The 13,885-nt window shown below is 45.0% G+C and carries 12 protein-coding genes; 10 read left to right on the top strand and 2 right to left on the bottom strand.

Annotated elements, in window-relative coordinates:
• Positions 1–121: 121 nt before the first annotated feature.
• From ACS8FD_RS06125 to ACS8FD_RS06110, 4 genes are all read left to right on the top strand, one after another.
• Entirely contained in the window at positions 122–535 is a 414-nt protein-coding gene (locus tag ACS8FD_RS06125) for an Ohr family peroxiredoxin (RefSeq protein WP_439274950.1), read from the top strand.
• A 305-nt stretch (positions 536–840) separates the two neighbouring features.
• Positions 841–3,729, top strand: coding sequence for a DNA polymerase I (polA, locus tag ACS8FD_RS06120; RefSeq protein WP_439274955.1), 2,889 nt, complete (start codon positions 841–843; stop codon positions 3,727–3,729).
• Positions 3,730–4,019: 290 nt separating this feature from the next.
• A complete protein-coding gene (locus ACS8FD_RS06115; protein WP_439274949.1) occupies positions 4,020–4,496 on the top strand; it encodes a hypothetical protein in 477 nt (158 codons plus the stop codon).
• Between the two features lie 144 nt (positions 4,497–4,640).
• Positions 4,641–5,429 (top strand): SDR family oxidoreductase, encoded by a 789-nt coding sequence (locus ACS8FD_RS06110; protein ID WP_439274948.1) that lies wholly within the window; start codon positions 4,641–4,643, stop codon positions 5,427–5,429.
• A gap of 28 nt (positions 5,430–5,457) precedes the next feature.
• Here the strand turns inward: ACS8FD_RS06110 and ACS8FD_RS06105 are convergent, their stop codons facing one another.
• Positions 5,458–6,798: a NosD domain-containing protein gene (locus tag ACS8FD_RS06105; RefSeq protein ID WP_439274947.1), complete on the bottom strand. Its 1,341-nt coding sequence runs from the start codon at positions 6,796–6,798 to the stop codon at positions 5,458–5,460.
• A 188-nt stretch (positions 6,799–6,986) separates the two neighbouring features.
• Between ACS8FD_RS06105 and ACS8FD_RS06100 the strand changes: the two genes are divergently transcribed.
• A complete protein-coding gene (locus tag ACS8FD_RS06100) occupies positions 6,987–7,328 on the top strand; it encodes a hypothetical protein (protein ID WP_439274946.1) in 342 nt (113 codons plus the stop codon).
• A gap of 179 nt (positions 7,329–7,507) precedes the next feature.
• Here ACS8FD_RS06100 and hemH read toward each other — a convergent pair whose 3' ends face one another.
• On the bottom strand, positions 7,508–8,527 hold the full coding sequence (gene hemH / locus ACS8FD_RS06095) for a ferrochelatase (RefSeq protein ID WP_439274945.1): 1,020 nt from the start codon (positions 8,525–8,527) through the stop codon (positions 7,508–7,510).
• Positions 8,528–8,960: 433 nt separating this feature from the next.
• On the opposite strand from hemH, the gene metX reads away from it, so the two are divergent.
• The 5 genes from metX (at position 8,961) to trhO (ending at position 13,841) form a co-directional block, all read left to right on the top strand.
• Entirely contained in the window at positions 8,961–10,247 is a 1,287-nt protein-coding gene (gene metX, locus ACS8FD_RS06090) for a homoserine O-acetyltransferase MetX (RefSeq protein ID WP_439274954.1), read from the top strand.
• On the top strand, positions 10,244–10,852 hold the full coding sequence (metW, locus tag ACS8FD_RS06085; RefSeq protein WP_439274944.1) for a methionine biosynthesis protein MetW: 609 nt from the start codon (positions 10,244–10,246) through the stop codon (positions 10,850–10,852). Before metX ends, metW begins: the two co-directional genes overlap by 4 nt.
• Before the next feature lie 392 nt (positions 10,853–11,244).
• Positions 11,245–11,826, top strand: a complete 582-nt coding sequence (locus ACS8FD_RS06080) for a tetratricopeptide repeat protein (RefSeq protein WP_439274943.1) — start codon at positions 11,245–11,247, stop codon at positions 11,824–11,826.
• 202 nt (positions 11,827–12,028) lie between these two features.
• Entirely contained in the window at positions 12,029–12,562 is a 534-nt protein-coding gene (locus ACS8FD_RS06075; RefSeq protein WP_439274942.1) for a DUF2058 domain-containing protein, read from the top strand.
• A gap of 238 nt (positions 12,563–12,800) precedes the next feature.
• Positions 12,801–13,841, top strand: a complete 1,041-nt coding sequence (gene trhO, locus ACS8FD_RS06070; RefSeq protein ID WP_439274941.1) for an oxygen-dependent tRNA uridine(34) hydroxylase TrhO — start codon at positions 12,801–12,803, stop codon at positions 13,839–13,841.
• The last annotated feature ends 44 nt before the right edge of the window (positions 13,842–13,885 follow it).

Here is a 13,885-nt window from a genome sequence, read left to right as displayed (position 1 = left end):
ACGGATGAGTCGTTTGCTGCTAATATCTATTTAGCAGCGACGATTATCCATTTACGGTAATTGTCAACACACCCTAGTAGCTTTTGTAAATCCATTAATAAAAACTCAAAAAGGACAAAGTATGAAAACTCTATACTCAACCAAAGCGACAGTCACTGGTGGCCGTACTGGTAATGCTTCACTAGATGACAGCGATCTAAAAATCAATATGGCTCCTCCTGGCGGCAACATGGAAGGCAATAATCCTGAGCAATTGTTAGCGATGGGCTATGCGGCTTGTTTTGATAGCGCTTTAGGTGTTGTCAAAAAGATGGAAAAAGCTAGCTTTGGCTCTACCACTGAGACCACTGTCGATCTAAAGCAAGGCGGTGATCATGATTACCGATTAGCGGTCAAAATTCATGTGATTGCAGATAGTACTGATATCTCAGCTGATGACTTCCAAAAACTCGTAGAAAAAGCCAATGAAGTTTGCCCTTATTCAAAAGCGACTAAAGGCAATATTGATATGGAAGTAACCTCTGAGGTGAAATAAATGGGGTGAAATAAAGTTATCCGCTACTTTATATAACGACATACTCTAGAGCAGAAAATTAAGTAGAGAACGTTATTAGCATTTACTGTGCTAATAACGTTCTTTTTGTATGCGTACACATAGTAACTTTTAAGCCATTCGGCACGCGCTCATTTTATCGTTATAATATGGTCATACTATATTTTTATACCTGCTAAATTTTGATAACCTCTAATAAGTGACTCTTTATGACTGCTCATACAAAAGACAACGATCACAACTCCCACTCGCCTATCGACCCTGATACTCTGCCTAATTTTGCCATTATGCCCAACGTGGCGACTATGGACACTAGTAAGGTGGACAAGGATCAACCGCCTTTTATCTTAGTCGACGGCTCGTATTATCTGTTTCGCACCTATCATGCGCTGCCTAAAACCATGCAAAACACGCAAGGGTTAACCACTAACGCCATACGCGGCACGTTGAACGCGCTACTCAAGCTGATGCGTCGCTATCACCCGACCCATATGGCGGTGTGTTTTGATACTAAGTCGCCAACGTTTCGCCATAAAATGTCAGAAGAATACAAAGCCGGACGTCCGCCTATCGATGCTGAACTGGTGGAACAAATTCCTTATATCCATCGTTTGGTCACGGCTTTAGGTATTCCTTTGCTGCGCATCGAAGGCGCAGAAGCGGATGATATCATCGGGACGATGGCTTATCGGGCGGTAGCGCAAGGCCATCATGTGGTCATCTCTACCGGTGATAAAGACATGATGCAGCTGGTCAATGATGCGGTGATATTAGAAGATAGTTTCACTGGCAAAATTACTGATACCCAAGGTGTCATAGATAAGCTCGGCATCAAACCGGTGCAGATGATTGATTACTTAACGCTGATGGGTGATACCTCTGACGGTATCAAAGGCGTACCTGGTATCGGTAAAAAGACCGCCAAGGATCTGCTCGTTGAATACGGCGATATCGATAATATGCTTAAGCACATCGGTTTCATTAAAGGGCGCGGCGCTAAAGGGCTAATCGAGCATGCCGACGAGATTCCATTGAATGCCCAACTGGCGACTATTATCACTGACTTAGATATCGGTCACGATTGGAACGATCTAAAAATCAATACTGATCCTTGCGCCCATATCGATGAGCTGCGTGAGTTATATACTGAGCTTGAGTTTAAAAATGAGCTGGCATCGCTAGATCACCCTAACCACCCCGCCAATGGCGCGCAAAGTGTCGCCGAAACCCAAGCCAATGCTGAATCGCAAGCCCAAGTCGCCAAATCACTACAATCGACTGCTATTGAAAATATTAAAGACAGCAAAAGCCATGATAAAGCTTGGCATACGATACTGGACATGCCCGCCTTTGACAGCTTAGTTGCGCAATTAGAGTCAGCACCGCACTTTGTGCTCGATACCGAGACCACTAGCATCTACTGGCGCGAGGCTGAGATCGTCGGTCTATCCTTTGCTGTGCAAGCACATGAAGCTTATTATGTCCCGCTGACACATCGCTTAGAGGCTGATGAGCTAACCGCTAAGCAGCTCGATCGCGATACCGTACTAGCGCGTCTTAAACCGATATTAGAAAACCCCAAAATCGGTAAAATCGGTCAGCACTTAAAGTATGATGCGCATATTTTGAGTCATTACGATATTAACTTAGTAGGTGATATTCACGCCACGCCTAATAACTGGGCGATGGATACCATGCTTGCCAGCTACGTGATTAACGCGGCGATTACCCGTCACGGTATGGATGATCTAGCGCGGCACTACTTGCAAACGCAAACTATCAGTTATGAAGATGTGGCAGGTAAAGGCGCAAAACAAGTGACCTTCGATCAGGTGGCTATCGATATCGCCAGCGATTATGCTTGTGAAGATGCCGACATTACTTATCAGTTGTTTGAAGTGTTCAGCAATACCTTAGCCAATGACGACAATAACCTTCGACTGCTCAATGAGCTTGAAATTCCAACCGCTGAGATCCTCTGCCAAATGGAAGCAAGCGGTATCTTAATCAAGCGCTCGTTCTTAAACGAGCTATCCAAGCGTTTTGACGAAGAAATTATTGTCCTAGAAAAGCAGGCCTATGACATCGCTTGCGAGGAGTTTAATTTAGGCTCACCGAAACAGTTGGGTGAGATACTATTTGACAAGCTTGGCGTCATAGGCGGCAAAAAAACCAAATCAGGACAGTACTCAACGGGTGAAGCGGTGCTCTCCAAGATTGACCATCCGCTAGCAGAGATTACTCTTGAATACCGCGGCTTATCTAAGCTAAAAAATACTTATACTGACTCCCTCGATGCGGTAGCGGATAGCGAGACCGATCGCGTCCATACGAGCTATCATCAAGCGCTAACTAGCACGGGCCGCTTATCTTCGACTGACCCGAATCTGCAAAACATCCCGATCCGTACCAAGACTGGGCGTCTGATCCGTCAAGCCTTTATCGCGCCAGAAGGACGCGTGTTACTCGCAGCAGATTACTCGCAAATTGAGCTGCGACTCATGGCGCATTTCTCAGGCGATGCTAACTTAACTCGCGCCTTTAATGAAGGCTTAGATATTCACACCGCTACGGCGGCTGAAGTGTTAGGCAAAGCGGTTGATGAGGTTAGCGCTACCGAGCGCCGCAACGCCAAAGCCATTAACTTTGGGCTACTATACGGCATGAGTGCTTTTGGTCTAGCGAAGCAATTGCAGATGAGCCGCGGTGAAGCGCAAGATTATATCGATATGTACTTCGATCGCTATCCTAGCGTCAAGCAATATATGATAGACACGCGCGCAAGCGCCTATGAGCGCGGCTATATTGAGACGATTCTTGGACGGAAACTTTATACTCCTGATATTAATAACAGCAACCGTATGGTCAAGCAAGCGGCTGAACGCGCCGCTATTAATGCGCCGCTACAAGGCTCCGCAGCTGATTTGATTAAACTTGCGATGATAGCGGTCGATAAAGTGCTCCCTAAAGAGCAAGCTAAAATGCTGCTACAAGTCCATGATGAGCTCGTGTTCGAGGTCGATAGCGATAAAGTCGAAGAGATTGCGCAGCTGATTACTGATGCTATGCAGGATGTGCTGCACGATACCGCAAAAAGTATGGGCTGGGAGGTTGATTTTGCGGTGCCATTATTGGTTGAGACTGGGATAGGCGAGAATTGGGATGAGGCGCATTAATATCGCTACTACTGAATATTGCTACTGCTAATATTAAAAATATCAATATGAATAATTGATGATTTAGTCATAGTTATCAATAGCATGAAATATTAGCAAGTATTATAATGACGCTTTATGCTAGTTATACTAGCCATCTTACTAGGTTGATATGAGCTAATATAATTTAGAAAGTGAGCTTAAGCTCACTTTTTTATTCCTTATTATTATGTATTCTAGATTAGGAGCCGATTATCTTCTCTGAAAATGGCATCATCGAAACTGCTAGTATTATCATCTTAGTCCTCTGCTTGCTACGTTCTGGACAGAATGCGCTGCAAAGCCATATCAAGCAAGGCGTCTATTTTTGGATAGCGGCTGTTTTGGTCTTTTTTACTGCTATTCGCCGCGAATTAAATCATCTTCCTGAGTTATTTATTGATACGCAAGCGCTTTGGCTAGGTCACAATTATGACTGGTGGGAAGATCGCATATTGCTAGTCATTTACATAGTAGCGCTAGGATTGTTGGTTTACGCTTGGCGTTACTGTTGGGCAGTATTGAAAACCACGCCGCTGTGGTTATATCTTAGCGTCGCAGTTTTGGCCTTACTGCAGTATATAGGCGAAAACGCTCTTGGCTTTTCTCATAGCTTGGGCATAGTAGTGGAAGAGTTGTCTGAGACGGCTATTTATCTAATGGCGCTTGGTTATTTGTGGTCGTTTAAAGTGCCAGGGTTTGAAGAGCATCTCGAGCAAAGATTAGAGCTTCAGCAAGTGACTCATTGATCATCCTCTCAAGCAATCGAGACCTTGGTTACCGATATCCTCTAGCATTCGATAGTTGGCTTTAGGTATCCTAACTTATTGATGGATATTGCTATTTTACTCTCACTATAAGCACTCGCGACTTCCGCTATAAAAGGATATATTATGAATGTATTAATCACTGGCGCATCACGCGGTATCGGTCTAGCGACGGCTAAGCGTTTGGCTGCCAAAGGCCACTGCGTCGGATTATTCGATATCGATACGCATGAGCTATCACACGCTATCAAGCAAAAGGCATTTAAAAAAGCCAATAAAAATCAGCGCGTGATCACAGGCGAATTAGATGTGACGCAAACAGACTCTTGGGATAACGCTATCGAGCACATGGTCAATAACTTTGGCGGTATCGATGTGCTTATCAACAACGCTGGCGTGCTCGTTAGCGGTGTGCTGCCAACTACTGACTTAGACAAGCAGCTATCACTGGTCGATATCAACTGCAAAGGGGTGTTAATCGGTTGTCATAAAGCCGTGCCTTATCTTGCCGATAGCACCAATGGTAAGATTATCAACCTATCTTCTGCCTCTGCTATTTATGGACAGTCTGAGGTCGCGCCTTATTCTGCCAGTAAGTTCTTCGTACGCGGCCTGACCGAAGCGCTCAATGTAGAGTATGCTGACTTAGGGATTAAGGTTATTGATGTGATGCCACTTTGGGTCAAATCCGATATGACTAAAGACATCGAAGTGACCAGTATTGATCGTTTGGGTATCAATTTGACTGTCGATGATGTCGCAAAAAAGCTATGCAAATTGAGCATCAGCGCTAATCGTAAAATTTCAAAAACACACTATCCTATTGGCTTACCTGCTAAGATTTTGCAAACTACTTCACAAGTGACGCCTGACTCTGTTATCCGCTTTATTAATAAAAAGATTGGCGCGAAATAGATTTTAAAGATTAGCGAATAAATAACGGCTAGCGAATTTCGGTAGCCGTTTTGCTCGCAGCGCGCACTTTTACCGCTTGTGCTACTGATTTATTACCAAAGCTATTATTCTCAATAAGCGTATGACTCACAGCACCCGCCGCGCTGTCTTCGCGGATCTCAGACCCTACCGTTATCGGCGTTACGACAATGTCGGCAAAGCGATTATCACGAATGCGTGTGCCATCATCTTCCACGATAATGCCGTTCTCGACTTGCTCGAAGCTATTATTAATAATGCTATTATCTTTAGCGCTATCTAGATGATAACTGGCAAATAGTGTTTGCTCAATGATATAAGCGCCACACTCAAAACCTTTCAGATTGCGTGATTGCCTTGACGCAATCCAGACACCAACGGGCTCATCACGAAAGGTGTTGTTAGCTATGATGTTGTTCCGGCTCGACTGGGTGCGTTTAAAGTGATTGCTACGCGACGCATCATCAGCATGCTCAAAACAATTGCGATATAGCAAAATACTGCCCGCACCATTATGGATAAAAGCGTTATTTTCGATGCGATTATGGCTTGATGAATCTACCGCTATCGCTTCACGATTGGGTTTAAAGGTACGAAAGCCATTGCCGATAAATACTGAATTTTTGATCACATTATCACGGCTGCCGAATTCTAAATACAAGCCCACTGTGCCGGCGTTTTGTACGCGGATGCTATCGAAGCTGACCTGTTGTACATGGTCACCGACAAAAATGCCGCTGTTAATACTGTTTAAGCTACTGATATTGATAATACTTATATCTTGTGGTGACAAAGCGCGATTGGCTGCAGCTTCTGTCAATCCTTTCAGATAACGCTGATTCGGATTGCTAAATTGGCGGATATGTACGGCATGACCATAGCCCTCAACGTGACAATTAGCGACCGCGATATCTTCAATAGCGGCATCTGTCTTTGGCTGAATAGTGATAGCACTAGCTTTTGACTCATCACCTTTAGCAGTACTTAGCATAGCACCTTGACAGTCCAAGGAGCTGTGCGAGCTATCAAGTACGAAACGCACTGATTTAGCGCTTAAGTCACAGCCTTGACTTAATACACTATGGCCTTTGATATTTAGCGTTTGCTGCGCCGTCAGTTGCGTACAATCAATAATTATATCGGGAGCTGGCAAGCTAGTATCCATGATTAGCGTTGCCTTTGCGATACCTTCAAGATTAGGACGGTCTTTATCGGCTTGATCATTGCCACTAAAGAGCCCATCACAAGCGCTTAAACTGGCTAAGCTCACTACAACAACTGTGCTATTAAACACTACAGCTTTGAGCGTTCCGCTATTGAAGACGGCACTGCTTAGTTTGATTTTATTCAATATCTTCACTCATCTATCTGCCATTGTGGGTATTGGTTATCATCTTACATTTTTTGACATGCTGTGACACCTTCCTACTAGCGCTACGCTACTTAGACAGTCAAAATACTAGCATCAACACTTGATAGCTCTTAACAAAGATAGCTTTTAACAAAAAAACTTTTAATAATGACAATAAGGAAGCTGCTATGAATAACTCAAAAACGCCAATTCCTAAAGAGATGGATCACATCGAAGGCGATGATAATATCACTGATAGCGAGCAAGGCAGTCAGCGTGTCGATATGGATAACACTAGCCTGCATACTTTTGATAATGATGACGTGATTGATAATAGTGCTGGATTCGATAACTCAGAAGTCGGTACCGATGCCACTCAGGGCTTGACGCCTATGCATCGTCAAAACATCGATGAAGCCACTGTCGATAACGTATTAGTGCAAGATAATTTAGACGATGACAATTATCCTAGTATAGTCGACATTGCTGATAAAGAAGCTGCCGAGCGCAGTAACGACGACGATTTTTAGTTGATGATTTATTAATTATTAACTTAGTAGTCGATAAGCTAGTAATTATTAACTTAGTAGTCGATAAGCTAGCTTATCATTAGCACTGCTCATAAAAAACACGCTTTATTAAGCGTGTTTTTTGGGTTCGACGGTTAGGTACTTAGCAGACTAAGCAAATAGCTATCTATCAAAAAAGCTTATACCCAGCCCTCAAGCGTACCTGCCCAGCCTTTGACTAACGGTGCACTCATCGCCTCTAATAGATCGATATGCGCTTCATCCATATTGAGCGCTGGAATATAGTGATACTCTTGCCCGCCGGCCTCAATAAAGTTATCACGGTTCTCAATCGCTAGCTCCTCAAGGGTCTCAAGGCAATCCGCCGAAAACGCGGGGCTAATAATCTGTACCGACTTGACGCCAGACTTGGCCCAATCGTCTAGCACCACATCGGTATAAGGCTTGACCCACTCTTGCTTACCAAAGCGCGACTGAAAACTGATGATCCACTCATCCTCCCTTAAGCCTAGCTCCTGCGCAACTTGCGCGGCAGTACATTTGCAGCGTTTGGGATAAGGATCGCCTTTATCAGCGTAGGGCTGCGGGATACCATGAAAGCTAAACATCAGTTTTTCAGGTTTGCCATGCTTGGCTTGAAAACGGCGAATACTATCAGCCAATGCCTTGATATAGAGCGGATGGGCGAAATAATCTTTGACGATCGTATAGTTGGGCAAATTACGCTGCTTGAGCGCCCACTTATTGATCGCATCGTAGACCGCCCCTGAAGAGGTTGCTGAATACTGTGGAAACACCGGCAATAATACAAAATGATCGACGCCCTCACCGCGCAGCTTATCCATCACATCAGGCAGGCCCGGATTGCCATAACTCATCGCCGAATGTACGGTGATTCGAAATGGCTTATTTGCTGCTGCCAAACGCGGTTCTAGCTGCTCGACTTGACCATTCAAGATATTGCGCATCGGCGAATCGCCATCCCAAATACTGGCGTAAGCTTCAGCGACGCGCTTGGGGCGGCTGGGTAATACAAACAGATTAAGAATAATCGCCCACAAGAATCTTGGGATCTCAATCACGCGTGGATCGGACAAAAACTGACGCAAATAGCGGCGCACAGCAGGCGCCGTCGGTGCGTCTGGCGTTCCTAGATTGATCAGTAGCACGGCAATACGGGGAGGCAGTTTAGGTTTCATAGCAGCCCATTATTTAAATAGAGTTTAGGAAGAGTTTAATAAGGTATTCGATAACTTCGCCTAAGGGCCTTAAGTTATACTTAAAAAAATAAATGGTTTTAATTTTGCTTAGTGTAGCATTTTATCGCTCAAAAACGCAGGAGAAATATAGGCTGTCTACCCTTTAGTGCTTTATACTCATACCTCCTGTTAATGAAGGTTGTACTCGAACGCGCATCGCCATACAATAGACAGCATTGGCGATGAGCATAGCGCTGTATTTGCCCCTATAAAAACGTCATCTTGCGAGGTAGCTTTGAGCGCACGTTCTGATACTAACACCCCTTCGACTAACCACCCTTCGACTAACCACCCTTCGACTGATAACGACTTCGATGCGTCCTTTGATCGGCAGCGCTCAGTAGGTTCAGTGGGCTTAATCACGCCTGAGACTATGCATTTCTCCGAGCCGTTGACTTTAGAGTGTAATCGCACTTTGCCCTCTTTTGATCTGGTCTATGAGACTTATGGCACGCTCAATGCAGACAAATCGAACGCGATTTTGATCTGTCATGCCTTATCCGGTAGTCATCATGCTGCTGGGTACTATGACGAGGATGATAAAAAAGCGGGCTGGTGGGATAATATGATTGGCCCTAATAAAGCCATCGATACCAATCAATTCTATGTGGTCTGTGTCAATAATATCGGTAGCTGTTTTGGCTCTACTGGCCCGACCACTCTCAACCCTGATAGCGTCCAGTCTGGCCAAACGCCACAAGTCTATGGCCCCGACTTTCCGCTGATCACCATCAAAGATTGGGTAAAAACCCAAGCGATGCTGTCTGATCGCTTAGGCATTGATACCTGGCACGCTATCGTCGGTGGCTCGATGGGCGGCATGCAGGCACTGCAATGGTCCGTGGACTACCCTGATCGTCTCAAACGCTGCGTGGTCATCGCTTGCACCCCTAAGCTCTCCGCGCAGAATATCGCCTTTAACGAAGTGGCGCGCCAGTCTATCTTGTCAGATCCTGACTTTATGGACGGACGTTATCTGCAAGCAGGCACTTATCCTAAGCGCGGTCTCATACTCGCGCGGATGGTAGGCCATATCACCTATTTGACCGACGATGCGATGAAAGCTAAGTTCGGCCGCGACCTAAAATCCGGCAAGTTTATGTACGGCTACGATGTTGAGTTTCAGGTCGAGAGTTATCTGCGTTATCAAGGTGAAAGATTTAGTAAAAATTTCGATGCTAATACCTATCTTTTGATGACCAAAGCCTTAGACTATTTTGACCCGACGCGCGGTTATCTATCACAGATTGAGCAGCAAGCGCTAGATGATAATGAAGCTAAAAAACAAAGTATCGATGAGGTGATAGCAGGCGCTGAAGAAGAGGTCAAAGAAGCCGCTATGGTAGACGATTCTGTTGAACTCAATGATTTAAAGACTGCCTTTGCTCATGCCCAGTGCCAGTATTTGATCGTGTCATTCACTACCGATTGGCGCTTCGCTCCTGAGCGCTCGCAAGAGATCGTCGATGCGCTGATGGCGACTGGCAAGCCGGTCAGCTATACCAACATCGATGCGCCGCATGGCCACGATTCTTTTCTTTTCGATATCCCGCGCTATATGGGCGCTATCAAAGGCTTTTTGACCGCGCCGTTTATTACCGATCATAATACCACTGGCAAGCAACAGACCGATCATCATTCAAAAGGAGCGCAATTGTGAGAATGGATTATCAACTCGCTGAGCGCTGGATTGCCCCGCGCTCGCACATCTTAGACTTAGGCTGTGGTAATGGTGAGCTACTCGCGCACTTACAGCAGCAGCTAGGCGTCAGTGGCTATGGCATCGAGATCGATGAGCACAAAATAAACGAAGCTATCGGCAAAGGCTTGTCTATCGTCGAGCAAGACCTCAACGACGGCCTTGAGCGCTTCGCAGATGACAGCTTTGATACGGTGGTGATGGCGCGAGCACTACAAGCGGTAAAAAACCCTGATGAGCTGCTCCTCGATATGCTCCGCGTGGGCCGAGAAGCGGTAATTACTTTTCCAAACTTTGCCCACTGGCAAAACCGTATCCACTTAGGACTTAAAGGGATGATGCCAGTCTCAGAGGCGCTGCCTTATGAGTGGTACAATACGCCGAACATTCATCTGTGTACCTTCAAAGACTTTGAGCAGCTGTGCGCCAAGCATGATATTCGTATTCTCAACCGTTTCGCGGTGAGCGATTCTGAAAAAGGCTATGCGCCCCTTATGTCGACCTTAGTGCGTCAAGCGCCAAACTTGCTAGCGGATGTGGCTATTTACCGCGTGACTAAAGCTTAAAATAAGACTTAGGACTAACGCTTAGATCGCCATCAAATGCCAATAAATAGAGTTACAAAGTAGGTTATAGTATTGTTGTATTAAGTAACGCTAGTGTAACTCCATGATTTTATTGGCTTCTCTTGGCCTCAAACTGTGGTAAAAATAGGTAATTAGTATTTGAGTTTCGTAACTTTGAGTGGTAAGCTTACAAAATATTGTCACTGACAACCCAATTTGAACCGTTTATCTGGCGCTTTAGTATAAGCGATAAGGCTAAAAAGGATTTTATCCAAGCCGCTACCCCTAGATAAGCTCAAGTACTCTTTATTCATTAGTTATGAAACAAACATCTTATTTAGACGAAGATATTGTTTGTTCACTCATTAATCACTACCTATTTTGGAGCTGCTATGAAATTATTAAAAGCTGCCTTGTTCACCGCTCTATTTTCTTGTGCTGGCCTAGCCAATGCGGAGCTGATCTCAAATGTACCGCTTGATACCTCACGTTTCGAGCTGATGTCGGTTAGTGACTTATCTGCTCGCGCCGCTCAGGGTAGCGATCACGCGCAGTTCTATCTCGCCAAGCGTCTACAAAAAGGCGAAGGCATTGCTAAAAATACTCAACAAGCTATTCAATGGTACACCCGCGCCGCCGAGCAAGGTGTTGCTCCTGCCCAGCTTAATCTAGCGATTATGTATCTACGCGGTGAAGGCGTTCAGCCTAACATCACCCAGGCACGTAAGTGGCTAGAAAAAGCAGCCATGCGCGGCGACAACCGTGCTAGCTATACGCTTGCTTTACTCGATGAAAAGCAAAAAAACCTAGTCGATGCCTATAAATGGTATGACTTAGCGGCTCGTGATGGCATGCTAGACGAAAAAGTACGTAATAAAGCTCGTGGCAAAATTGGTCAGTTGGCTTTGAACTTATCGTCTTCTGATATCGCTAGCGCCCGTAGCCAAGCGGATACTTGGTTTCAAAGCAAGTAAACCAAAGTAAATAGGCTTTGCACCAGCTCAAATTTAAAATAAAAATCCAGCCTTTGCGCTGGATTTTTTTATGCAAAGATTAGCGTTTAAAGCAGTGCGAACACTGACGCGGTTAAATAAAATTTGCTACTATGCTCTTACTAAATCTTATCAATGAAAATAACTGTTTAAATACTAATACTATTATTTAGGTGATCACATTATGGCTAAAAATGCCTTACAAGCGCAGCTCTTAAAAGCAGGGTTGGTGGATGATAAAAAAGCCAAAAAAATCAGCAAGCAAGCTCAGCACGCCAAGCGCACCGGCGATGCCTCTGCGACTGAGAGTAAAAAAGCGATAGCCGCCGCGCAAGCTGAGAAGGCAGAAAAGGATCTTAAGCTCAATCAGCAAAAGCAGCAGCAGTTAGAAGAAAAAACCCTACACGCCAATATCATTCAGATGATCAAGCAGCATCAAATCACTGAAACTGATGGCGAGGTAAGTTATCAATTCGTCGATGACACAAAGATTAAAAAAATCTACACCACTCAAAAGCTCTACGAGCAAATCGTAGCAGGTTTTGTGGTTATCGCGCGCTTAGAAGACGACTATGCCCTACTGCCGCGCCCGCTCGCTGAGCGTATCAACGATAAGATGACAGGCTTTATCGTGGTATCAAATGATAAGTCAGAAACTGAGTTAGAAGACGACGACCCGTACGCGGCTTATGTAATTCCTGATGATCTAATGTGGTAAGTCCTTATAACTCAAAATAGAAATCCAGCTTATTTGCTGGATTTTTTATATTGTTGAGCCTTTCTCTAAAAATTTAATCCTGATATCAGCTATTAAAATATTCAAAACCTTAGCCAAATTTGCTACACTACGCCCGCGCTAACCAATTCCACAATCAGGTTAGTGTTATCTATACCTTTATATCGCAACCTTTTCATTCAATGCACTAGGTTTACGTCCTAGCCCGCAGGAGTCCCACATGAGCACCAATAACCCAACTGCAACATCGGCCCCCGCCTACGATAGCGAAACTAACAATATCGTCGTCGCCGCTCTCTATAAATTTACCCGTTTTAACGATTATGAAGACTATCGTCAGCCTATCTTAGATACCATGCTGAGTAACGACGTCAAAGGCACATTATTGATTGCTAGTGAAGGTATCAATGGGACGATTTCCGGCACACGCTTGGGCATCGACAATGTCTTAGAGTATTTGCGTAGTATCAAAGCCGTTGGCAGCTTTACCTTTAAAGAGTCTTATACCAGCGAGCAGCCATTTTATCGCACCAAGGTTAAGCTCAAAAAAGAGATTGTCACTATGGGCGTCGAAGATATCGACCCGTTGCAATCCGTTGGGCGCTACGTCAAACCCAAAGATTGGAACGCGCTTATCTCCGATCCAGAAGTCATCCTCATCGATACGCGTAACGACTATGAAGTGCAAATCGGCACCTTTGAAAATGCCGTCAACCCTAATACTGAGACCTTTCGCGAGTTCCCAGAATACGTCGCCAAAGAGCTCGACCCTGCCAAGCATAAAAAGGTCGCGATGTTTTGCACTGGCGGTATTCGCTGCGAGAAGTCTACCGCTTATATGCGCGAGCAAGGCTTTGAAGAGGTGTATCATTTAGAGGGCGGCATCTTGAAGTACTTAGAGGAAGTGCCTGTCAGTGAGACCATGTGGCAAGGCGATTGCTTCGTCTTTGATAACCGCGTTTCGGTCAATCATAACTTAGAGAAAGGCGATTATGAGCAGTGCTTTGCTTGCCGCATGCCGATCACTTTTGATGACATGCAAAGCCCAGCTTATAGCAAAGGCGAGTCTTGCCCGCATTGTATCGGCAAAGCGACCGACGAGCAAAAAGCGCGTTTTCGCGAGCGCGAACGGCAGATGCAATTAGCCAAAGCTCGTGGTGAAACGCACATCGGTAGCGAAGTCAAGGACGTGATGGAAAAACGTAAAATGGCAAAAGAGGAAGCTCGAAAGCAGCAAGAAAATGCTCAAGCTAAACAATAAAAATCAGTAAACGCTTAGCGAAACTAGAGTTTATTATAAATACG

The sequence above is a fragment of the Psychrobacter sp. 1U2 genome, from assembly GCF_051847575.1.
Note: the sequence above shows the minus strand (reverse complement) of the source record. Positions and strands in the feature narration are given on the sequence as shown.

Coding starts and splice junctions, on each gene's coding strand:
- ACS8FD_RS06125 (WP_439274950.1), top strand. CDS start 122: ATGAAAACTCTATACTCAACCAAAGCGACAGTCACTGGTGGCCGTACT.
- polA (WP_439274955.1), top strand. CDS start 841: ATGCCCAACGTGGCGACTATGGACACTAGTAAGGTGGACAAGGATCAA.
- ACS8FD_RS06110 (WP_439274948.1), top strand. CDS start 4,641: ATGAATGTATTAATCACTGGCGCATCACGCGGTATCGGTCTAGCGACG.
- ACS8FD_RS06100 (WP_439274946.1), top strand. CDS start 6,987: ATGAATAACTCAAAAACGCCAATTCCTAAAGAGATGGATCACATCGAA.
- hemH (WP_439274945.1), bottom strand. CDS start 8,527: ATGAAACCTAAACTGCCTCCCCGTATTGCCGTGCTACTGATCAATCTA.
- metX (WP_439274954.1), top strand. CDS start 8,961: ATGCATTTCTCCGAGCCGTTGACTTTAGAGTGTAATCGCACTTTGCCC.
- ACS8FD_RS06080 (WP_439274943.1), top strand. CDS start 11,245: ATGAAATTATTAAAAGCTGCCTTGTTCACCGCTCTATTTTCTTGTGCT.
- ACS8FD_RS06075 (WP_439274942.1), top strand. CDS start 12,029: ATGGCTAAAAATGCCTTACAAGCGCAGCTCTTAAAAGCAGGGTTGGTG.
- trhO (WP_439274941.1), top strand. CDS start 12,801: ATGAGCACCAATAACCCAACTGCAACATCGGCCCCCGCCTACGATAGC.